Source organism: Neobacillus niacini (assembly GCF_031456445.1).
Classification (GTDB): domain Bacteria; phylum Bacillota; class Bacilli; order Bacillales; family Cytobacillaceae; genus Neobacillus; species Neobacillus niacini_I.
In genome coordinates this window covers 1-19,261 of the sequence record NZ_JAVDUQ010000022.1, presented here as the reverse complement: position 1 = coordinate 19,261, position 19,261 = coordinate 1, and the positions used below count along the sequence as shown (strand labels likewise).

The window sequence follows — 19,261 nt, the reverse complement described above, 5'->3', positions numbered from 1 at the left end:
TTTTTTTGGGGTTCAGTATCAATTCTCAGGGCTTATCCCTCCCTCAGTTTTCTTTGAAGAAATGGATTAGCCTTCAAATATAAAGGCTAATCTCTATTTTGCCTTATTTATTGTCCAAGCTTTTCCTTCATTTCTTTTTCCATATTTTGCGCTGCCTGTTCAACCGTTTGCTGTCCGGCAATTGCTTTTGAAACGTTTACTTGAATAATTTCTGAAATTTCAGGATAGTTTGGTGCAACAGGACGGGAAATCGCTGCACTTAAGCCATCAACAAAACCTTTGTCTGCAAACGTTGGATTGGCTTTAAGAATTTCCGGATCTTGATAAAGCTTTGTGATGGTTGGTGCATGTCCTCCGTAAATCGCGTCGATTTTTTGTCCTTCCGCACCTGCCATAAACTTTAAGAATTCCCATGCTTCTTTCGGATGCTTGGAATACTTGTTGATTCCAGCCATCCACCCGCCTAATGCTGCTGCAGAACCTTTGTCACCTGCCGGAAGCGGTGCTACGCCGACCTTACCGGCAATTTTTGAATTCGTTTTATCGTTTGCACTGGCATACTCATATGGCCAGTTACGTAAAAATACGGTTTGACCTTCAATAAACGCTTGGTCAGATTCAATTTCTGTAAAGGTTGTAACGTTCCCAGGTACAACCTCTGATTTCGCAATCTCAACCATTTTCTTAAGACCTTTAATGGCTTGAGGACTATTTACGGCTACTTTACCGTCTTTATCAATAAAGGCGCCGCCGTATGCACCAACGAATTCTACAGCGTTACATACAAGCCCTTCATACTGTTTGGATTGGAGCACATATCCAAATTTAGTATTGCCTTGTCCCTTTTTCGCCTTCGCTTGTTTCAAGAGGTCATCCCACGTTTTCGGTACTTCATTTGGCTTTACTAAATCTTTTCGATAGAATAGTAGACCCGCATCGACAAATTTAGGCAATGCCCACTGCTTCCCATTAAACTGGGCTGCACCTAATGCCCCCTGATTGTATTCACTTAAATCAATTCCATCCTGCTGGATAAAGCGGTCAAGGGGAAGGACATAGCCTGCTTGGGCAAATTCGGCAGGCCAAATAACGTCCATATCAATGACATCAATATCAGAAGATTTTGCGTTAAAAGCCGTAATATAGGCATCATGCTGCTGTCCGGTATCGGAAGGCATTTCCCGGAACTCTACATCAATATTTGGATGTGATTTTTCAAATGCTTCGACCATTTTTGTTGTTCCTTGTGTAACATCTTTTCCACGGGCATAAACAAGTTTTACTTTTTGCTCTGCAGCTGGCTTATTTTTATCGGTTGCCGGCTTTTCTTTGGTGGTAGAGGCTGAGTCTGAACTACAAGCAGCAAGTGCTAATGATAATGTGGCAAATACAGCTAAAAGTTTGGCCTTTTTCGACTTTTTCATTGTTTTCCCCCTATTTTGAAATCGATTTCAATTTCGACATGGTTGAATCTCTGATTACCAAATCAAACGGTAATAGAATTTCTAGGTGGTTTTCTTCATGTTTATGGGCAATGGCATCCATCATCACATCCATTGCGGTCTTTCCCATCTCTTCAATCGGCTGTTTAATCGTTGTCAGCGCCGGTTTTACAACACGTGCAATCGGCTGATCATCAAAACCAATAACGGCAAAATCTTCAGGGACTTTTTTTCCGAAAGCTTGAGCAGCCATAATCATTCCGGTTGCGACTTGGTCACTTCCTGTAAAAACGGCTGTAGGTGCATCTTTCAAATTCATGATGGTCCTTAACACCCTTTTACCATCCTCCAAGTCGAATACATTCGAATACAACCATTCATCACGACAAGGTAATCCATATTCTTCCAACGCTTTGCGATAGCCTGCCTGTCGATCCTTTGATAAATTACTTTTATCACCGCAAGTACAAGCGATTTGTTTATGACCTTGTTCAATCAAATGCCGTGTCCCTATGTAGCTAGCCTCAAATTGATCCATTCGGACGACCGGCACCTTTGTTTGTCTTTCATATTCATTGCATAAAACCATGGGACCAAGTTCTGCATAAGGCTCAATTTTTTTCCACTCATTTTCATATGAGGTTAAGATTAATCCATCCACCTGCTTTGTTCGCAATAACTCGAGAAAATCCAGTTCCTTCTGTTTGCTATATCTCGTTTGGCAGATGAGTAACTGAAGATGATTCTGAGTTGCTACCATATCCATTGCTTCCAGTAAATACGCAAAAAACGGATTGGTCAGGACTGGAACTAAAATGGCAATGGTATCTGTTTTTTGATTCCGCAGCCGTTGAGCGGTTGTGTTTGGGACATAGTTTAATGCCTCCATTGCCTCACGAACCAATCTCTTTTTGTCCTCCGTTACATTTGGATGATTGTTGAGCACCCTAGAAACGGTGGCTCGTGAAAGCCCTGCTCTCTTTGCTACATCTGCAATTGTTGCCAAACAAATCCCCCCTTCTCCCCCCTTTATTCAAGTTGGTTTGAGTTTTGAAATCGATTTCAATCAATCGATACAATTACACTTTAGCCCATTTTGAAATCGATTTCAATATATTTTTCAGAAAAATTTTTAAATTAAGAATTGTTTTGAATTGCTAAATAAAAGTCTGGAGCAGAATTTTTTCACATGGTGCCAGGCACTTTGTTGATTAGCCAAATGGTTTCATGATTCTTTTTCTCTTTTCGATGGTGGCAATTTCGCTTATCCCTTTTGCCAGTAGGATGGACTAACACTGGTTTTAAACGATAAAACATTTCTTTATCTTTCAACATATATTGGAGTAAAAGGAGAATTCAAAACAGCTCTTAAAAGTTAATCAAGTAATTCTATAATTCATATATAATTGCTTGGATATATTAGGGGGATTAAATGATGGGTATTGGTATAGCGGTTATGGGATTGTTTATTGGCTTTTTAGTTGGTTTAACAGGTGTAGGGGGAGCTGCCCTTTTAACCCCTGTACTTATAATCGTAGGGATTCATCCTTCTATTGCAGTAGGAACGGATCTAGTTTATAACTCCATTACGAAATTATTTGGGATCTTTCAACATTGGAAACAAAAAACGATCAATTTCAAATTAGCAAAATATCTTGCAATAGGAAGCGTCCCAAGTGCAACTGTGGCAATAGTAATCCTGCAGTTTCTTAATTCTTATTATCATAATCAAGAACAAATTATTAAACAAACACTTGGTTACGTTCTTATTTTGGTCGCCGTAGCTATCTTGATTCGAACCTTTATGGATGAAAAAATAAAACCGAACCGCTGGCAATTAAAATCGGTTGAAGAAAAACGCGGTTTAACTATATTGATTGGTGTTGTTTTTGGTTTTATAGTAGGACTCACATCCATTGGATCTGGTTCTTTATTTGCTCTAGCCATGTTATATCTATTCCGTATGAGTGGATCCGAATTAGTTGGAACAGATATTGCCCATGCTTTTTTATTAGTAACCGTTGCAGGATTGCTCCATGCAACTGCTGGAAGTGTAAACTTTGTCCTTGTTGGAAACCTTTTAATTGGATCGATTCCGGGCGTTCTTTTGGGGAGCGCTTTATCAGCGAAAGTTCCTACTAAACCTCTTCGTATAGTGGTCGCTGCAATTATTATTATTAGTGGAATTAAACTTATTGGTTAGCCAAAAAAATAATTTAAAAAATTTGCGAACAGATAATTGAAGTTTACTTGATGAGAATAACTAAAGATAAAATTAAGGTATCGGACCCTCCTCTATCAATCGAGAGGAGTTTTTTAATTTAATTATATATTCCGTTACGTCATGATTTTCATCCTAAGCAACTTTTGCAATATCCTGGTTCATAATTCAAAAGGGCATCCCTATAAATCAGTAAATTGCACTGAAAAAATTGAAACCTCGGCTTGTGGTTTGCCGAGGTTTTATTAAAGGGCTTATCTTAGTATCGTCAGAGTTCAAATCCAGCCAACTTTAAAAGGAGTAATTGTATTCACAAATTTTGTGTATACAATAAAAATCATTTTATATGGCAGCCTAAGTTAAATTTTCGATTCAAGTATCGCTGCAGCCCCAGCAACAGCCAAAATTAGAAAAATTGGAAATGTAATAGGAAAATAGAAATAGATAATCACAACAAATGTGGTGCTCCAAATTCCTGTACACCAATAACAGCTTAAAAGTGAACCAATAAAATGACGGATACCCGTACCTTTTATTTCAATATGTTCCTCTAATTGTCCATTAGGATTCTCAACGACTGTAACTGATAAAAACGGTCTTCTAATAAAAGTAGCGATTTGGTCATAAACAATCAAATGTGTTAATCGAAAGGATGCTAAAGTAATTATAAAAATGTCGATCCAATTCATATTAAACATCTTAAACACCTCATCCCTTCAAAAAATTCAATACATTGTATGTAAAGGGATGAAAAAATGTGTTTGCCCTAATGAGATTCGTTTAAACATATAAAGTAACATCTATTTTATGTTACCACCAAGAAATATGAACATATGGTATATTACATATTTTAAAAAGGAGGAAATCCTATGACACATACAAAATACCAGAAGGATAAGCCGTTAGTCTGTTCCGTAGTCACTGAACTTCAAGCAGCACAAGTGGGCAAAATTTGTCAGGATTATGGAATCCAAGCCGTTATCAAAATGAAACCGTTTGTGGACGTATCACAGTTAAAAAAAGCTGTAAGGGCCAAAATGCGTGAAAAAATATATGATCCATGCCATTGTGGCAGTGGAAAAAAATTTAAATTTTGCTGTTATCAAGATGAAGCAGAAATTAATCTATAATCCTAGCTAGCAAGGATTATAATATCAGAATGTCCGGCGCCAATTTTATTGGCGCCGAATTTTATCATTTTAGGAAGAAAGTTTGTCGGCACTTTGAAGTAAAGATATGCGACAATGTGGAATTGAGCGGAAAGGAAGGCATAAAAAATGCCCTGGGAGATGGCAGTCTCTTCAGGGCGTTTGTAACATCAAAAACACAATGATTATATTAGAATATTTGGCTCGTACTATCAAGGGGTATATGGCCTTATACCAAATGTACCTCATCTGTATCTAATACCTTCCTCATCTTACCATATAAAATTCAGAATAATTTCAAATTCTTATTAACCTTCCAAGTTTGCTCAATAATCCTTACTCTATTAAATGGCCCGTTTATTTTTTAAAAAAGCCTTTTGCTTTTGATAATTTTTTTGACAAGTTTCTTCTATTGTATTTTGATACTTTTCGATTCTCTTTAGTATTCCTTAACAGCTTATAAAATATACCATCACGCTGCCTTTTTCGAATTCGGTTGCGTTCGTCTTCTGCCATCCAAGAAAGAATTTTTAAATTATTTAAGCAGGAAAAAGGTAATGTAAGCCAATCTAGTAAGACCATTGCAACATTAATTAACCTTTGAATTTTTATTGGCATAAAATTAACATCCTTTTACATAGACCTTTCCTTTTTATTAATATATCTGACAATTCAAGCTTTATGTGAAAGCTATTCTTTAACTGCCACGCTAGGGTAATCCCAGCGTCGTTGGTTTTTGCTATACCTTTTTTATTATATTATATTCATAAAAAGGGAAATTTTAACTTTAATAATCTACCTGAACAAGAAAGGGAGTTTAAGGTGTGAATTATTGCCTTACTCCGATATAATTTAAAAAGGTTTTTACAAAATAGGCTTATGCATAAGACTAATAACCCAAATGCAATAATATATATACTGACCTTCAACCATTATGTTTCGTACCTTCACAATTACATTGTGACTAAGCCAGGAGAGATCCTGGCATTTTTATTTTGTAAAATTAGTTCATTTTAATATTTGTCCCTTCCAAGGTTCAACATTTATAATATATAAGGTAAAACTAAGTATTCCAAATTCCCCCAATTCTACTTAAATTAAAGGTGGAGTACGACGAGGCCACTTCCCGTTGAAAGCGTCATTTTTGGCGCTTTTTGTTTGTAATTTACAGCATTAAATAATCCAATTTTAATTAATTACATACCTGTACATTTCGACATATATCACTTTGCATAAAATATAATACCTCTAGATAAAGGTGGTGATTCATAGTATATGGTTACGGTGGATCAAGTTTTGTATTAATTATTTTACACTATATACAAACGAACGTTCCGTATGAATATAAAAAATAGCTCCATTCATGGAGCCCAATTATTAGATTTAAATGATTATGTTTTTTTGCTGTCTTTTATTTCTAGAACTTTTACCATCACCTTGGTGAATTGTTTATCGTATCCTTTTGGAACTGGAATAGGTTTACCATTAAATAGTTGCCGAGGAGTTTGTATTTTTTTACAAGAACACATAATAACACCTCACTTTCTTTATTATCCTATGAAATGGATTTTTTGGTGCTTGTACTATGTATTAAAACAGGCAAAATAAAAAACGCCACCGGTTAAGTGACACCATAGTTATCTTTTTATCTTCCGTGGCTTATAAAGCTTCCCAGTTATCTGATTTAATGCGGAATACTTCTCATGTTGATTTATTAGCTATTCCTTCGATAAGTGCGTATACAGTAAAACCATCCGTAAATCAAAGCCCGAACAAGAACACTGTAAATGCCGAATATCTCCGCCTGATTCAAGGAACATTGTCGCAGCAGTATGCCGGAATAAGCGCGGATGAACATCTTTGTAATGCCGGCTATCTTTGCGTATTCATTTAATTTATTGCGGAAGAGATCCCGTGAAACTCGCTCTCCATAGTTAGTGAGGAATATATATTCGCTATCAAATTCCGCCCTGTTCTCCGCAATCAGTTCCATCAATAATCTTGCCGTTACCGGTTGCAAAGGGATTGTCCTCGCTTTTCTACTCTTCGCAATAGTGGCCGGAATTGTCACAATCTTTGCGTCTAAGTCTACATCTGAATGACGCAATCCTAGCGTTTCACTAATGCGGCTCATTGAATCGATTAAATAGTACATTAATACATAGATAGTCACGAAACTCTGCGTAATGTCGCTGATTAGGTAAGTTCAGCAACCGTTTTAATTCATTCGCAGTAAGTACAACGATTTATTCTTCTGGCTCGCTTACGTTTTTAATTCCTTCCATCGGATTGCGGTCGATTATCGCCTTAAACGTCTGAAATAAAGTATCGAGATTTTTTTAGGATTTTCGCAATGTCTCTCACTTCAGCAAAAATACATTTGAAGCATTTTTCTAATAAAAATAAAATTAGTGGCGATTATAAAAAATCGGAGGGGCGCGCAGTCGGCACGCTGACTTAATACGAGGATAATTACGAGTATTTTATCGAATACTTTGACCGCAACAATAGAAAGCGAGCTATGAAGGAGATTATAAAGGAAACTACTCGCGATTATTTAGTCTACATGCGAGATAACATTGCGGGTCGTTTAAGTGTTTGAGCATAGGCACTTTCACTTAAGACAGACTCTCTCACTAATAAGAAATCAGCAAACTCAATGCGCAAGATACTATTAAAGTCCGGCATAACTCCGCCCTCCTTTCAGAAAAGCTTCAAACACACCGGAAGGTGCTGGTACCGCTATTGCGTATTCCCGTAAACGCTCTATATCAACTTTTGCATAATGCTTTATTGCGTTTGGATCCGTATGTCCAAGCACTTTACGTACAACATCATATGGTACTTGATCATTAACCATGGAGCTAGCGAGAGATGACCGGAATGTGTGTAAACCATGCTTTTTATCAGAAATGTCAATACCGGCTTTTCGAAAATATTTTGTTGTTGCAAATCGAATGGCCGAAGTGGTTATTCCCTGATAAGGAGCATTCTGGCGGAGAAATATACGATATTCATCATTAACTGTCGGACGTGCATTTTCAATGTAATTCATAATTGCATCTTTTATTTCTGGGAGTAGTGGTAATTCTAGCATTTGAAGGGTCTTTTCCTGAACTAGGTGAATAGAATTTCCCTCAAAATCTATTTCATCAAAAGCCAAGCCTGCGATATCTCCAGAGCGCATTCCAAGCCGAGTAGCAAGAAGCAGCATCGCATAATCACTTATTCCAATTTTACTTGACCGATCTATAGCGTTTTCAACCTTGAGGATTTCATCCTCCGAGTAGGTGGTAGGGATGATAAATGGTCTTGTATAATGGGGGACAATGGTGGAATAATCGTATCCAACTATGCTTTCTTTGTAAAGGTATTTAAGAAACATTCGAATAGCAGCCCATGCATCCTTATTATCAATGATCACATGCTTTACATATTTGCGTGGAACCTATATTTCCTATGGAATTAATCCCAACGACATCAAGAAAATCAGAAAGTCCACAAAATTTCCTTTTTCCTTTAATGGTCAATGCTTCAATTGGTTGATTCCACTTTTCCATAAGATTACCTCCTATACAATATTGTGTATGGTTACACTTTCATTGTATAAGAGAAATATGATTATTCGAGAAAAAAGACATGGAATAAAGTAATTAAACAACTTTTCGTATTTCTTCTCGGATAATCGATCTTCTTGGATAATGCGCCTTATCCGAGAACTTAGATAAGGCGCATGTTCGTCGTTATTGGCTGAAAGCGGACAGCAAAATGGTCGAATTGGTGTGAAATATTGTGATGATTTATACCGACTCGAAAGGAAATTTAAACATTTGTCTCTAAGTAGGCGCAGAAAAAAACCCCAAAAATACTCGAAGCCAATCGTGGAGAAATTCCTTAACTGGGTTGAAACATCACCATTCTACGGAAAAAATGCCCTCGTAAAGGCAGCTGAATACACTTTGAACCGAGCGAATGGACTAAAAGTATTTTTAAACGATGGTCGTATTGAGATTGATAATAACCAGCCGAAAACGCTATCCGTCCCAATGTCATTGGTCGAAAAAATTGGCTTTTTTCGGTTAGCGAAGCGGGTGCAATAGCAAACGCCATTTGTTTGAGTATCGCAGAAACCGCCAAAAGTAACAGTGTGGATTTCTACGAATACATAAAGAAACTTTTGGCGGACCTACCGAATCTCGGCATCCATCAAAACCCTGAAATTTTAAGTCAATACATGCCCTGGTCAAAAATGATCCAGGTCGCATGTAGAAAAAAATAAAATAAGCGGAATATTCGATCAAAAAAATCGTGATATACGACTATTGGCATGCATACCAGGAAGGTGCGCTTTTTGTTTATAATTCGTGCTTACGGTCTATCCAATCGGACGGAACTTTAGAATATATATTCTACAGATGGGAGTATCAATAGTCCTGTTTTTGTGTAATTTCTAAACTTTACTCGGTATTTTGTTCTCGGTTCTAGAAAGATAAACTTCTTATTTACTTCTTTTATTAGAACCTGTTACTCCTTAACTCAAAGCCTTAAGAGTTATGATTAGGTTGGATGCAGGTACATCAATGTGTTTCAAAACTAGTATGAGTCTTTCACTCCATTTTAAAAAGTGGGAAAAGGGATGGTTTATGCGTCCACTAATCAGGGTTCATCAACTTGGATGATCAAAAATATCATGGATCATAAAAACGGGATATTTTATTTATATTAAAAGGTGCCTGGAAAAATGATGTGGAAAAAGACAAAAAGTAGGCCATCAGGATTCTTTCAATAACATGTGTAATTGGTAAACTAATCACTTTATTAGTCCAGGATTGAGGTTACATCTGCATAATTATACGATTTGTGCACAAATGACAAAACCGGATAGTGTGAACTGTAGATTACCTTGTCCTTCTGCTCGAAAAATCCATTGATTAGGCGGAGACCCAACAGGTTGCATTTGAGTAATTCTTACTTGAGTGCCTCCAGTTATAGTAAATCCAGCAGAAATCGCAATATTATTAACTGGACAGGTAATAGTAAGAGTCGCTACACCAGCTGTTGATGTTACACTTTGTGTCACGATTTGAAAACCAGTTAATCCAGGTCCTTGTGGTCCTTGTGGTCCTTGTGGTCCTTGTGGTCCTTGCGCACCTTGTGGTCCTTGTGGTCCTTCAGGTCCTTGTGGTCCTTCAGGTCCTTGTGGTCCCTGTGGTCCTTCTGGTCCTTGTGGTCCTTGTGGTCCTTCAGGTCCTTGTGGTCCCTGTGGTCCTTCAGGTCCTTGTGGTCCTTGTGGTCCTTGTGGTCCTTGTGGTCCAGGAGGACAATCGCATGTTTGCAATTTTGGAATACAGCATCCAGTTGAAACAGAATTAGGCCAAGAAGGCGGGACAATATAATGTTTCATCTTACCATCCTTTCTAAATAATCTATAAATGATCTATAAATAATATTCAAAACGAATTAAAGTGCTTGAGCAATCCAACCATATATAATTTCTTAGTAAAAAAAATCCGGTTACCATGTCCACCCGTTTACATGGAAGCGTCCCCGGGCTTTACATAATAATCTAGCCGTGGTATTGGCTGGTTTTTGTGTATATAATCCTCATATTTATTAAGCCTTTAATTACTCATGAAGGATGATTTATGAGTGTAGAAGATAGCACAGCAGCAAATTTTATCCTTCTTTTTGAGGTTTACGGCAACATAACTACTTTTTTCGAACAGGAAGCGCAAAGCTTGGCATACTGGATACACGTATCTAATGAATCATCTGGTTCCATTGGCCACCATCGGATCACTCCCATGGGCGCCATCGATGCAAAGATTTCGATTTCTGCTGGAACACAGCCTACAACTACCACTTCAATTTCTTTAAAGTTGGTTTCTACTCCCTTTTGAAGAGCCTTAAATAATTCGGTATGCTCTATTGTAGAACAGGAGTGGGGTATCGGGAACAGGAGCGAAACTTTGGAAAGATCTTCATGAATATTATGAGCTACTTTCCGAGCGGGATCATCTGTTGTTCTCTCCCATACACGACTATATTCTACATCCTCAGGTAAATCCAGTTCTTTCACTCTCGTACGGATTCTCTGATGATAATAATTGCTTAATTCTCTACATAGGATCTGAATCTGCTGATTTCTCTGAATGGTGGAGTTATCTCCATTTTCATTCCGATATTGAATATAAAGTAAATTGGGAATCGCTAAAAATTTAGTAGAAAGAAAAGTCCGAACCAGCAAGTCGTAATCGTCTGAAACCAATAACTCTTCCCGGTGACCACCAATCAGATGGTAACAATCCCTTGCCCACGCACGAGGATGATTCGGTAACCCTACCAAATGACGAATGGTAGTCCCATTGATTGCCGTTTGTTTCAGCACGTTTTGCCATCGGTTCATTTCATGGACCCAAACCCGATAATACATACTGTATCCAAAACCACAATCCCAACCATACCAATGAGCATGATGACTTCCTATATAAACTTCAGCATTCTCCCCATAAGCAAAGCCGCACTCAGGGTGTCTTTGAAATGCATCGACAATCTTCTCAAGACAATCAGAGGTTAGCTCATCATCGTGATCTAATTCGACCAAAATTTCCCCTGCACATAGACCTGCTGCATACCGTTTGACTGCTCCAATGTAACCATTACGGGAATCTTGGCGATATCTCCTCACCCGGAGATCGTCTAGAGGGAGTAAATCTTTGTGGTATGTCTCATCTTCATCACCGGAGTCATCAATAATCACCCATTCCCAATGGGGATAAGTTTGATTTAATAAAGAGCGATAAGGTCGCTGTATTTTTTCTTTGGATTTGTAACTTGCTGTGAACACGGATACTAAGGGAGTATCTGAAGAAAACCGAGTCAAGGGAATAGTTCTATTTTCAGGTAGAGGATCGGTACTGCTGAGCCAACAATTAAATAAATTAGATGGTTGAATCTCTGCTGGTGAATGAAAGTGTAACCAACGTTTTCTCTCATGAAAAGGTAAAGCATTCAGCGTACGAAATTCTTCCCACTCCGTTCCCAATGAAAGATAGACACGGGGATATCTGGGGTTAATATCCATTAACGCATCATGAGGCCCATAAAACTTCAATGTTATGCCGTTTTCAGCAAGTCTAATCATCATTTCTTCCAATCCATCCCATGCATTCGTCGTTGAAACAAACAGATGAGCTGTTAACAGCGGAGTATGAACCGATGACATATCCTTCCCCCTTTTTAGGATATCCTCCCAACTATAGATTCGAGTTGATTCATATATAACTCCTACTTTTTTTCTTTTTCCTTCTTAAATGTTTATGATGAAAAAAACATGTTGTTTGGACTAATGCCTAAAGGGATTTTTTTACTCTTCATAAAAGATACCAATTTAGTTCTGCTTCAAAGTGATAAGCCTTACGAACGTTTTGGATTTAAGGTTGAAGCTGATCAGTAGATTTATAATTGATCTGTTTGGCGAAATGTTTCATCGGCAATATAGAGCGAATTAAGAGCTGTAAAAGCCGACATAGCCTGTCATTTGTAGAATAGTCTCAAGGAACTCAATAGGGCAAACGCTATTTATCAATGGGAATAAAAAATTTTTTTGCACTGAAGCTAGCTTTGTGCAGATCCTTTCGAACTTGATCCATATGGGGATTCCATTTTCTTATTTTCAGGGTGGAATAAAGATCGGTATAAATATTTGTATTTTGATGGTGATGGATTCGCCATGCTTTATAAGTGATTGGATAGCGGGAAACTTCAATGGCCAAAAGATGAAAATGAAGTACGCAATCTTTCGCAACAGGAACTTCGATGGCTGCTTATCTTGAATTATGGATAAGCAGCCTTATATGGAACCTTTGAACATTTTTCCCGTGCTTGTTTAGCATATTTACTTATGAATTTAGCAACATTATCATCTGACATCTTCATCTTTTCGCCATGATGTATTACATAGAATAAATAATCGTCTGGGTTATAACTACTATGAAATTCCTTTACATATATCCGGTAAATATCCATAGTTTTTTGCATCAGCGGAATGGTTCGTTTCTTACGTCCTTTCCCATTAACAAAGACATAGGGAGTTATTTTGTTGTCTATAACATCTTTCATTTTGATTGATAGCATTTCACTGTTACGAGCAGCAGAATCATACATTAGTGACATGTAAAAGCAGTCCCTAAGTCCATTTTTTTTGGATTTGGTGTCAGGACAAGATAATATTGCTTTAAGTGTATCTTCCGACATGTAGCTGCAAATGGAATCAACAATTTTAATGAAATATTCATTGATCATGATGGATGTCCATTCAAAACTATTATGTTTCCATACTATATATGTAAAAATATTTTATTCGAATGTAGGAATATTGATGAAAATCTATTTAGATCCTGGTCATGGAGGTTCTGATCCTGGGGTAGGGGGAAACGGCCTGAAAGAAAAAGATATTACTATAGATAATTCCGCTAAAATTACGTGAAATTTTAATAAATGATTATGAAAATGTTGAAGTTAGGATGAGCCGGACAAGGCTATGAAGATTTTATTCAAACTAGTCAATCAGACTCTTCGGTAACAGCAAAATATCAGGATATTATTCACGCTGAAGTAATAAAGGTAAATCAGCTTAAAGACCGTGGTCGAAAAAAGGCAAACTTTCATGTTCTGCGTGAGTCATCTATGCCCGGTACTCCTATCGGAAAACGGTTTTATTGACAATTCGCATGATGCCGAACTAATGAAACAATCATCATGGCAGCAAAAAGTTGCACAAGGTCGTGCGAACGGTTTGGCAAAAGCTTTCAATTTAAAACGTAAATCATTTGATCCTGATACAATTCCCAATACACTATACAAAGTCATAGCAGGAGCGTTTAAGTTAAAAGATAATGCCAACGAAAGAGTAGACTATCTGCGCTTAAAGGGCATTGAATCAAAAAGGACTGCAGGCAAACCCGTTTTTTCTTTTGATTTGTCTACAGTCTGAAGGCTTGCTTATGCAAGCCTCTTCTACAATTCAAAACCGAATTGACCAAGGTTATCTTCGTCTTTATGAAAATCAGATCCCCCTGTCATAATTAAGCCATTCTCCATAGCGATTTGCCGATATTTTTTAACATCCTCAGTATTATGTTTACGGTGCCATACCTCGATACCGTCAAACGGGAGCTTAACTAATTCCTGGACTAACTTATCATCCATAATTAACTTTGGATGTGCAAGTACAGCCTTCCCTTTTGCATTTTGAATAAGATCGATTCCTTTATTCGGAGAAAGAATGAGTTTTTCCACATCACATGGTTTTCCATCTGCCAAATAATGATCAAAAACTTCTTGAAGATTTGAGAGGTATCCTTTTTCAACAATTGCCCTTGCAATATGCGGCCGGGCAATTACATTTCCTTTGCTGTATTTTTTTACATCCTCAAATGTAATTCCCATGCCAAGGTCAGTGAATTTTTCAATAATCCGAATGGCGCGCGTTTTCCTTTCTTCAACCATCCGGGTTAAAACATTTCTCAATTCAGCATCCATTTTAATTCCATATCCAAGGATATCAACCGTCTTTCCTTTATACTTTGTAGTGATTTCAACACTGGAGATTACATCGATGCCAAACTCTCGTCCAGCATTAATCGCTTCTTCTACTCCATCAAGCGTATCATGGTCGGTAATGGCAATTGTTATTAAACCTGCCTGACTGGCTTTCTTAACAAGTTCACGCGGAGAATAAATCCCATCTGAAGCGGTTGTATGAAGATGTAGATCAAATCTCCCTCTTTCCACAATATTCGTTAAATCCACGATATCCCTCCATCCCATATTCTAAATTATATAATTTATTTAATTTTGTTAAGATTTTTTTCTCTTTATTATTCTTCTGGCATTTTGTGAGTTCCTTGTCCATTTATTAGCGGGCAATCTTTTGGACTAATTCATAAGAAAAAACGGCGTTCCCACTAATCCGCCGTTTCATCTAGTATAACTAAATTTATGGGAATGGCCGAATCTTCGGTCGTTTTAAAACAACGAACTTCTACTTTTCCCTTATAAAAGGAAACAATTAAATAGGCTAACTGAGGGTAGGCATTATTTCTAATATCTTTTATGGAAGGAAAAGCAGGTGTACTCGGATGCGAATGAAAAATGCCAGTAAGTTGTTCACCAAGTACCTCCATTTCTATAAAAGCCTGTTGGATTGATTCTTTCGACATGTAAAATCGATTGGGACTTTTATATTCATTCTTTATTTTCCATAATGTCAATCCTGTTCCTTCTTCTCCCGAAAGCAACCCGCATGCTTCATTCGGAAGGTTACTTCGACAGTATTCAATCATATCCTTATAAACTGATTTTTTTATTATAAAATTTTCAACACCAAATACTTCATCACTATAACTGATTCCACTCATTTCCATAAGTAGACCCATTCACTTGCTGATTTGTTGTTTTATTCCTTAGTGTAAAAAAGTCCATTCCTGATGAAGGTGAATTTTTAGTTTTTTGAGTGACGGGTTGATATGAACCCTTCTGTTGAGATACCATACGCATAAACCATTCCGAAGGTTGTTGGCCTGGTTGTGGTGCTTGTTGTTTTACTTGTTGTGTTGCTTGTTGTGTTGCTTGTTGTGTTGCTTGTTGTGTTGCTTGTTGTGGTGCTTGTTGTATTGCTTGTTGTGGTGCTTGTTGTATTGCTTGTTGGTTCTTTAATGGCTGTTGCTCTTCCATTTTATTTGATATTTCGGCAGTCTGCAGTGTAAAGGGTTGAGCCTCGGTTCTCAATTGAGATGGAGGCTGCTTTATAAACTGCTTAATAAAATTCTCCTTTTCTTCTAAGCTGGATTCTAGCGCGGCAAATTGCCCTTTCATTTGTTTCATTTGTTTTTCCCAAATCTCCCTGTCTTTCTCATATTGGGTAATTTTGTCTTGGTACAATTTCATTTCTGCCTTAAACTGCTCAAGTTGCTGGTTAAGGGTCCGTTCATTTTCTTTTTTTATTTTGTAAATTTCGACTTCTTTCGCTTGTAATTCTGAGGTTAGCTGAGCATTTTTTTGTTCAAGCTCATCCATTCTGACTAGAGTTGCTTTTGTTTGCATTAATTCTGTTTTCAATTCGTCAATTTGTTTATTCCAAGATCCTTTTTCTGCATCAAACCTTTGCGATTTTTCTTTGTAAATATTAACCTGGCCTTGAACATGTTCAAGTACATTAAGGTAAGATTCCTTTTCTTCCTGATAGTTTTCCGTTAACATATTGAATTCTTCAATTTTTATTTCTAATTCTTCTTTTAACCGGACTTTCTCTGTTTCGAATTGTTCCAATCTTGATAAGGAATTCTGTGCATTCAGTAATTCCGTTCTCATTATGTCAATTTGATTTTCCAGCTCATACTTTCTTGCTTCAGACTTCTCAAAGTCTTCATTGAGTTCAATTAAGTCTTCCATAAGCATCTCCTTCTCCTCCAGTTTCTCTTTTAAACTTTAAAAATACCTCCAATTGTTGTTTATATACTTACACTTAAAATTAGATTATTATTAATTTTATTTTACGAATTATCTTCAGAATAAAGCAAAACGTAGATTTCTACTCTGAAACCAATTGGAGAAACTTCTGTAGATAAGATACGTTATTTATGTGTATTTGTTCCACTTTTCCTGTAATTTTTTCCACTTTTCATTGCTGCTGTCCTTTAATCGTGCTAGGAAATTTTTTTAGACCTATAGATGTATTTTGGATTAAATTAATTTGTCTCCTAAAGCTCGGTGTTTTATTTTTTTAGAACCTTCTTATCGGTTAGGAATATATTATTTATGGGCCAACTGTTTGTAAGCATTTTTATCATTTCTAAGGTCAGTCTATTAAGGAATTACACAAATGCCTAAGCACAGGATTAAAATAAACGCATATCATACAGTAGGCTACAGCCAATATTATAAAAATAGATTGAGAGGATGGTTTTATTCATGGATGTTAGATCAGTGAATGGCGGCCAAGAAACACTTTGTATAAAGGTAAACAAAGTATATGACTGGGTTACCCGCCAATCCGATGTTCCCCTAATCGCTTTCAATGCAAGCGACTTGGGTGCTACTTTATTCTTTGATTGCCCTGGAGGAGTTACCCCTACCCCCGGATCAGATGATCCTTGTGCTGTTCTAGGCAATGTCTTTACTGTTGATTGTTTCGTGACAGATGAGGAAGGCAACCCTGTTGATCCGCTTGCACCGGGTTCCATTCTTTGTACTGAAATTGCACAGCCTGAAGGCCGGCAGACTGGAACATTTACTCTCCCAACTGGCGAAACTGTTACTTTACAAAAAGTAAAAGTATTGAAAAAAGGTTTTGTTGTGGTTCGTGTGACTAACCCTCAAGGGTTATCCTGTTCAACACTGCCCATCCCGTTTGCAGTTGCTGAAAAATTCTTTCTATGTGCACCTCCAGGAACATTCTTACAATGCGAAATCACCGATTTTGAATGTGACGCAAACCTAATTTGCCGTCCTGGTGCATCACCTGGAACTTTCACATTCCAGCAGCTTGATATTTCCATCAATATGTGTCAAAACATTCAAATGGAAGCGTTGGTAAAGCTGGAAATCACAGCGGAATTTTGTGCACCACGCCCAGAAATACCGTTTGTCTGCCCGCCGTTGGCGTTCCCGCCGCAATGTCCGACTATTTTCCCTCCAGCGGCTCCAACTCCGACTCCTTAACGGATATAAAAAGACGGAATCAACCAATAACAGAGAGGGGATACATTCTCCTCTCTATTTTAATTATATAAAAAAGGAAAATAACTATATCATTAGAACAACAATTTCAATCATTTAACCGCTCTTAGCCACATACATTGTAAGGAAGAAAAAGGGAAATGGAAAGGAGGATCGGACCTTGTTCTGGAGAAAAAAGGTGGAAGAACGAATTGAATGCCAGTCTTGGTTCAGCTATTCTGTAATGCTTCCAAATATTGAAGAAGACGAACAGGAAGTAATGATCATAGGTAACTATATCATAAAAAATACAGGAACTGAAACATTGAACAAACCGATCATCTGTATTCGAATAACCCCTCCGAAGGATGTGCGTCTGGGAGGTAAAATAGGTTCCATTACACATACAGCCTTAATGGTAGACGGATCAAACAGTGCAGCATGGGAATATATTCATAATGATTGGAGAGAAAAATCATTAGAAACTGGAGAACACTGGTTAAAACCAAAAGTAAACGCCCCACTTTTGAGCAATGAGAGCATCGCATTTGCCTATGAACTGCAGTTTCCTTTAACCCAAAAGGAAAAATATGTAAATGTAGAAGGCTTCATCTATTTTGATGAAATAAATCAGGGGTTGGCATCCTTAAATAAAATGACGATTAATTTTTAGGAGATTCCATGATGAAAATTCTGTTTATCCCCTCAGCATACAAAGGAATTTATGAGTGGTTTGAGAAATCCATCATTACTGCATTAAGAAAAAACCATGAGATTAGAATGTTCCATATTCACTCAGGATTCAATGAATTAAAGATAATCACTCAAAGATTTAAACCTGATTTAGTCCTGACACTTGTAGGTTTCAAATTCCCTCTTGCTATGGTGCAATGGTTAAAAAAACAAGAGATTCTAACGGCAGTATGGTTTACAGAAGATCCTTATTATATGGACCGAACAGTTGTTCTTTCGCGTTATTACGATTATGTTTTTTCAATTGATTCTGCAGCAGTCGATTATTATAAAAATAGAGGCCACGACCATGCCTATCTATTATCGCTTGCCACTTCCCCAGAGGTATTCTTTCCAAAGCAAATTGAGCCAAAATATAAGAGTGATATTTGTATGGTTGGTTTTCCCTATCCTGAAAGGGTAAGAGATGTCCAACGGCTATTAAAAAATACACCATACAAAATTCAGGTAGTTGGGAAATGGATAAATCCTTTATATAAATTCCGTCAGAATCCAAATTTAAAAATTCATGAGGGCTGGGTGGAGCCAAAAATTGTCTCCGATTTTTATAATGGTGCAAAAATTGTTTTAAACACCCATCGGCCATATAATCTTCAGCAAAACATGAACCAACTGGGGATAGTGGGAAAAAGTATTAACAACCGGGCATTCGATGTTGCCTCTAGTGCTGCATTCCAATTAATTGAATCAAAAGTAGATTTAAATGAACATTTTATTGAAAACGAGGAGATTGTATCCTTTAATAACTTCAGCGAACTTTCGGAAAAAATCCATTATTATATGAATGCAGATGATGAAAGAAAACTTATTGCAAATAAAGCAAGAGAACGAGTATTAAAAGAACATACATTTGAAAAACGTTTGAATAAAATGATGTCCCTACTGAACCTCTCATGACTGAAGTCACGAGGTTCTAAGGTACTTTCATTCAGCTTTCGTCTGAATGACCGAAAACGAGTTTTCGGCTAACATCAGCC

The 19,261-nt window shown here is 37.2% G+C and carries 21 protein-coding genes and 4 pseudogenes; 11 read left to right on the top strand and 14 right to left on the bottom strand.

From position 1 onward, the window contains the following. Positions 1–107 precede the first annotated feature (107 nt). From J2Y67_RS17200 to J2Y67_RS17190, 3 genes are all read right to left on the bottom strand, one after another. Positions 108–1,424 carry an ABC transporter substrate-binding protein gene (locus J2Y67_RS17200; RefSeq protein ID WP_310176065.1) on the bottom strand — a complete coding sequence of 439 codons (1,317 nt, stop codon included), beginning with the start codon at positions 1,422–1,424 and terminating at the stop codon, positions 108–110. Between the two features lie 10 nt (positions 1,425–1,434). Then, positions 1,435–2,448, bottom strand: a complete 1,014-nt coding sequence (locus J2Y67_RS17195; protein WP_310176063.1) for a LacI family DNA-binding transcriptional regulator — start codon at positions 2,446–2,448, stop codon at positions 1,435–1,437. Between the two features lie 179 nt (positions 2,449–2,627). After that, complete coding sequence (locus tag J2Y67_RS17190; RefSeq protein WP_310176062.1) at positions 2,628–2,777, bottom strand: hypothetical protein; 150 nt, start codon at positions 2,775–2,777, stop codon at positions 2,628–2,630. A gap of 100 nt (positions 2,778–2,877) precedes the next feature. On the opposite strand from J2Y67_RS17190, the gene J2Y67_RS17185 reads away from it, so the two are divergent. Next, complete coding sequence (locus tag J2Y67_RS17185; RefSeq protein ID WP_310176061.1) at positions 2,878–3,645, top strand: sulfite exporter TauE/SafE family protein; 768 nt, start codon at positions 2,878–2,880, stop codon at positions 3,643–3,645. 377 nt (positions 3,646–4,022) lie between these two features. Here the strand turns inward: J2Y67_RS17185 and J2Y67_RS17180 are convergent, their stop codons facing one another. Beyond that, positions 4,023–4,361 (bottom strand): DUF1360 domain-containing protein, encoded by a 339-nt coding sequence (locus tag J2Y67_RS17180; RefSeq protein WP_310176060.1) that lies wholly within the window; start codon positions 4,359–4,361, stop codon positions 4,023–4,025. Positions 4,362–4,532: 171 nt separating this feature from the next. Between J2Y67_RS17180 and J2Y67_RS17175 the strand changes: the two genes are divergently transcribed. Further along, positions 4,533–4,793, top strand: coding sequence for an SEC-C metal-binding domain-containing protein (locus J2Y67_RS17175; RefSeq protein WP_310176059.1), 261 nt, complete (start codon positions 4,533–4,535; stop codon positions 4,791–4,793). A 375-nt stretch (positions 4,794–5,168) separates the two neighbouring features. Here the strand turns inward: J2Y67_RS17175 and J2Y67_RS17170 are convergent, their stop codons facing one another. Further along, positions 5,169–5,429: a hypothetical protein gene (locus tag J2Y67_RS17170; protein WP_310176058.1), complete on the bottom strand. Its 261-nt coding sequence runs from the start codon at positions 5,427–5,429 to the stop codon at positions 5,169–5,171. Positions 5,430–6,465: 1,036 nt separating this feature from the next. Here J2Y67_RS17170 and J2Y67_RS17165 point away from each other — a divergent pair. Beyond that, the gene (locus J2Y67_RS17165; RefSeq protein ID WP_310176135.1) at positions 6,466–6,705 is read left to right on the top strand and encodes a hypothetical protein; all 240 of its coding nucleotides are present in this window, start codon (positions 6,466–6,468) and stop codon (positions 6,703–6,705) included. A gap of 24 nt (positions 6,706–6,729) precedes the next feature. Here J2Y67_RS17165 and J2Y67_RS17160 read toward each other — a convergent pair. The 3 genes and pseudogenes from J2Y67_RS17160 to J2Y67_RS17150 form a co-directional block, all read right to left on the bottom strand. Continuing rightward, positions 6,730–6,945 (bottom strand): annotated as a pseudogene (locus J2Y67_RS17160) (tyrosine-type recombinase/integrase); the annotation flags it as partial. Positions 6,946–7,485: 540 nt separating this feature from the next. Continuing rightward, entirely contained in the window at positions 7,486–8,196 is a 711-nt protein-coding gene (locus tag J2Y67_RS17155) for a tyrosine-type recombinase/integrase (RefSeq protein WP_310176057.1), read from the bottom strand. Between the two features lie 28 nt (positions 8,197–8,224). Continuing rightward, entirely contained in the window at positions 8,225–8,371 is a 147-nt protein-coding gene (locus J2Y67_RS17150) for a hypothetical protein (protein WP_310176056.1), read from the bottom strand. Positions 8,372–8,540: 169 nt separating this feature from the next. Between J2Y67_RS17150 and J2Y67_RS17145 the strand changes: the two are divergent. Continuing rightward, positions 8,541–9,090, top strand: a pseudogene (locus J2Y67_RS17145) (IS66 family transposase); the annotation flags it as partial. A gap of 570 nt (positions 9,091–9,660) precedes the next feature. Here the strand turns inward: J2Y67_RS17145 and J2Y67_RS17140 are convergent. Together J2Y67_RS17140 and J2Y67_RS17135 are read right to left on the bottom strand one after the other, a co-directional pair. Then, positions 9,661–10,215 (bottom strand): hypothetical protein, encoded by a 555-nt coding sequence (locus J2Y67_RS17140; RefSeq protein ID WP_310176055.1) that lies wholly within the window; start codon positions 10,213–10,215, stop codon positions 9,661–9,663. 291 nt (positions 10,216–10,506) lie between these two features. Next, positions 10,507–12,036, bottom strand: coding sequence for a glycosyltransferase (locus J2Y67_RS17135; RefSeq protein WP_310176054.1), 1,530 nt, complete (start codon positions 12,034–12,036; stop codon positions 10,507–10,509). A gap of 420 nt (positions 12,037–12,456) precedes the next feature. Here J2Y67_RS17135 and tnpB point away from each other — a divergent pair. Beyond that, positions 12,457–12,558: pseudogene (tnpB, locus tag J2Y67_RS28025) on the top strand (IS66 family insertion sequence element accessory protein TnpB); the annotation flags it as partial. Positions 12,559–12,647: 89 nt separating this feature from the next. Here tnpB and J2Y67_RS17130 read toward each other — a convergent pair. After that, positions 12,648–13,067, bottom strand: coding sequence for a tyrosine-type recombinase/integrase (locus tag J2Y67_RS17130; protein ID WP_310176053.1), 420 nt, complete (start codon positions 13,065–13,067; stop codon positions 12,648–12,650). 10 nt (positions 13,068–13,077) lie between these two features. Between J2Y67_RS17130 and J2Y67_RS17125 the strand changes: the two genes are divergently transcribed. From J2Y67_RS17125 to J2Y67_RS17120, 3 genes and pseudogenes are all read left to right on the top strand, one after another. Further along, positions 13,078–13,299, top strand: coding sequence for an N-acetylmuramoyl-L-alanine amidase (locus J2Y67_RS17125; protein WP_310176051.1), 222 nt, complete (start codon positions 13,078–13,080; stop codon positions 13,297–13,299). Positions 13,300–13,479: 180 nt separating this feature from the next. Then, positions 13,480–13,554, top strand: a pseudogene (locus J2Y67_RS28020) (hypothetical protein); the annotation flags it as partial. A gap of 3 nt (positions 13,555–13,557) precedes the next feature. After that, positions 13,558–13,806: a hypothetical protein gene (locus J2Y67_RS17120; protein ID WP_396954097.1), complete on the top strand. Its 249-nt coding sequence runs from the start codon at positions 13,558–13,560 to the stop codon at positions 13,804–13,806. Between the two features lie 23 nt (positions 13,807–13,829). Here the strand turns inward: J2Y67_RS17120 and J2Y67_RS17115 are convergent, their stop codons facing one another. From J2Y67_RS17115 to J2Y67_RS17105, 3 genes are all read right to left on the bottom strand, one after another. Next, positions 13,830–14,624 (bottom strand): PHP domain-containing protein, encoded by a 795-nt coding sequence (locus J2Y67_RS17115; RefSeq protein WP_310176050.1) that lies wholly within the window; start codon positions 14,622–14,624, stop codon positions 13,830–13,832. Between the two features lie 155 nt (positions 14,625–14,779). Next, on the bottom strand, positions 14,780–15,250 hold the full coding sequence (locus J2Y67_RS17110; RefSeq protein WP_310176049.1) for a M67 family metallopeptidase: 471 nt from the start codon (positions 15,248–15,250) through the stop codon (positions 14,780–14,782). Continuing rightward, positions 15,213–16,271, bottom strand: coding sequence for a hypothetical protein (locus J2Y67_RS17105; protein ID WP_310176048.1), 1,059 nt, complete (start codon positions 16,269–16,271; stop codon positions 15,213–15,215). The genes J2Y67_RS17110 and J2Y67_RS17105 overlap by 38 nt, the downstream gene beginning before the upstream one ends. Before the next feature lie 513 nt (positions 16,272–16,784). Here J2Y67_RS17105 and J2Y67_RS17100 point away from each other — a divergent pair. The 3 genes from J2Y67_RS17100 to J2Y67_RS17090 all read left to right on the top strand — a co-directional run bounded on the left by J2Y67_RS17100 (position 16,785) and on the right by J2Y67_RS17090 (position 19,181). Continuing rightward, positions 16,785–17,534: a BMQ_0737 family morphogenetic spore coat protein gene (locus J2Y67_RS17100; protein WP_310176047.1), complete on the top strand. Its 750-nt coding sequence runs from the start codon at positions 16,785–16,787 to the stop codon at positions 17,532–17,534. Between the two features lie 178 nt (positions 17,535–17,712). Next, complete coding sequence (locus tag J2Y67_RS17095) at positions 17,713–18,204, top strand: hypothetical protein (RefSeq protein WP_310176046.1); 492 nt, start codon at positions 17,713–17,715, stop codon at positions 18,202–18,204. An 11-nt stretch (positions 18,205–18,215) separates the two neighbouring features. Next, on the top strand, positions 18,216–19,181 hold the full coding sequence (locus J2Y67_RS17090; RefSeq protein WP_310176045.1) for a CgeB family protein: 966 nt from the start codon (positions 18,216–18,218) through the stop codon (positions 19,179–19,181). The last annotated feature ends 80 nt before the right edge of the window (positions 19,182–19,261 follow it).

Excerpts from the sequence above, each read along its gene's own strand:
- J2Y67_RS17110 (WP_310176049.1), bottom strand. The coding sequence starts at position 15,250 with ATGGGTCTACTTATGGAAATGAGTGGAATCAGTTATAGTGATGAAGTA.
- J2Y67_RS17150 (WP_310176056.1), bottom strand. The coding sequence starts at position 8,371 with ATGGAAAAGTGGAATCAACCAATTGAAGCATTGACCATTAAAGGAAAA.
- J2Y67_RS17105 (WP_310176048.1), bottom strand. The coding sequence starts at position 16,271 with ATGCTTATGGAAGACTTAATTGAACTCAATGAAGACTTTGAGAAGTCT.
- J2Y67_RS17140 (WP_310176055.1), bottom strand. The coding sequence starts at position 10,215 with ATGAAACATTATATTGTCCCGCCTTCTTGGCCTAATTCTGTTTCAACT.
- J2Y67_RS17135 (WP_310176054.1), bottom strand. The coding sequence starts at position 12,036 with ATGTCATCGGTTCATACTCCGCTGTTAACAGCTCATCTGTTTGTTTCA.
- J2Y67_RS17120 (WP_396954097.1), top strand. The coding sequence starts at position 13,558 with ATGAAACAATCATCATGGCAGCAAAAAGTTGCACAAGGTCGTGCGAAC.
- J2Y67_RS17155 (WP_310176057.1), bottom strand. The coding sequence starts at position 8,196 with ATGTTTCTTAAATACCTTTACAAAGAAAGCATAGTTGGATACGATTAT.
- J2Y67_RS17125 (WP_310176051.1), top strand. The coding sequence starts at position 13,078 with ATGGAATCAACAATTTTAATGAAATATTCATTGATCATGATGGATGTC.
- J2Y67_RS17180 (WP_310176060.1), bottom strand. The coding sequence starts at position 4,361 with ATGTTTAATATGAATTGGATCGACATTTTTATAATTACTTTAGCATCC.
- J2Y67_RS17200 (WP_310176065.1), bottom strand. The coding sequence starts at position 1,424 with ATGAAAAAGTCGAAAAAGGCCAAACTTTTAGCTGTATTTGCCACATTA.
- J2Y67_RS17175 (WP_310176059.1), top strand. The coding sequence starts at position 4,533 with ATGACACATACAAAATACCAGAAGGATAAGCCGTTAGTCTGTTCCGTA.
- J2Y67_RS17090 (WP_310176045.1), top strand. The coding sequence starts at position 18,216 with ATGAAAATTCTGTTTATCCCCTCAGCATACAAAGGAATTTATGAGTGG.
- J2Y67_RS17100 (WP_310176047.1), top strand. The coding sequence starts at position 16,785 with ATGGATGTTAGATCAGTGAATGGCGGCCAAGAAACACTTTGTATAAAG.
- J2Y67_RS17190 (WP_310176062.1), bottom strand. The coding sequence starts at position 2,777 with ATGTTGAAAGATAAAGAAATGTTTTATCGTTTAAAACCAGTGTTAGTC.
- J2Y67_RS17130 (WP_310176053.1), bottom strand. The coding sequence starts at position 13,067 with ATGTCGGAAGATACACTTAAAGCAATATTATCTTGTCCTGACACCAAA.
- J2Y67_RS17170 (WP_310176058.1), bottom strand. The coding sequence starts at position 5,429 with ATGCCAATAAAAATTCAAAGGTTAATTAATGTTGCAATGGTCTTACTA.
- J2Y67_RS17185 (WP_310176061.1), top strand. The coding sequence starts at position 2,878 with ATGGGTATTGGTATAGCGGTTATGGGATTGTTTATTGGCTTTTTAGTT.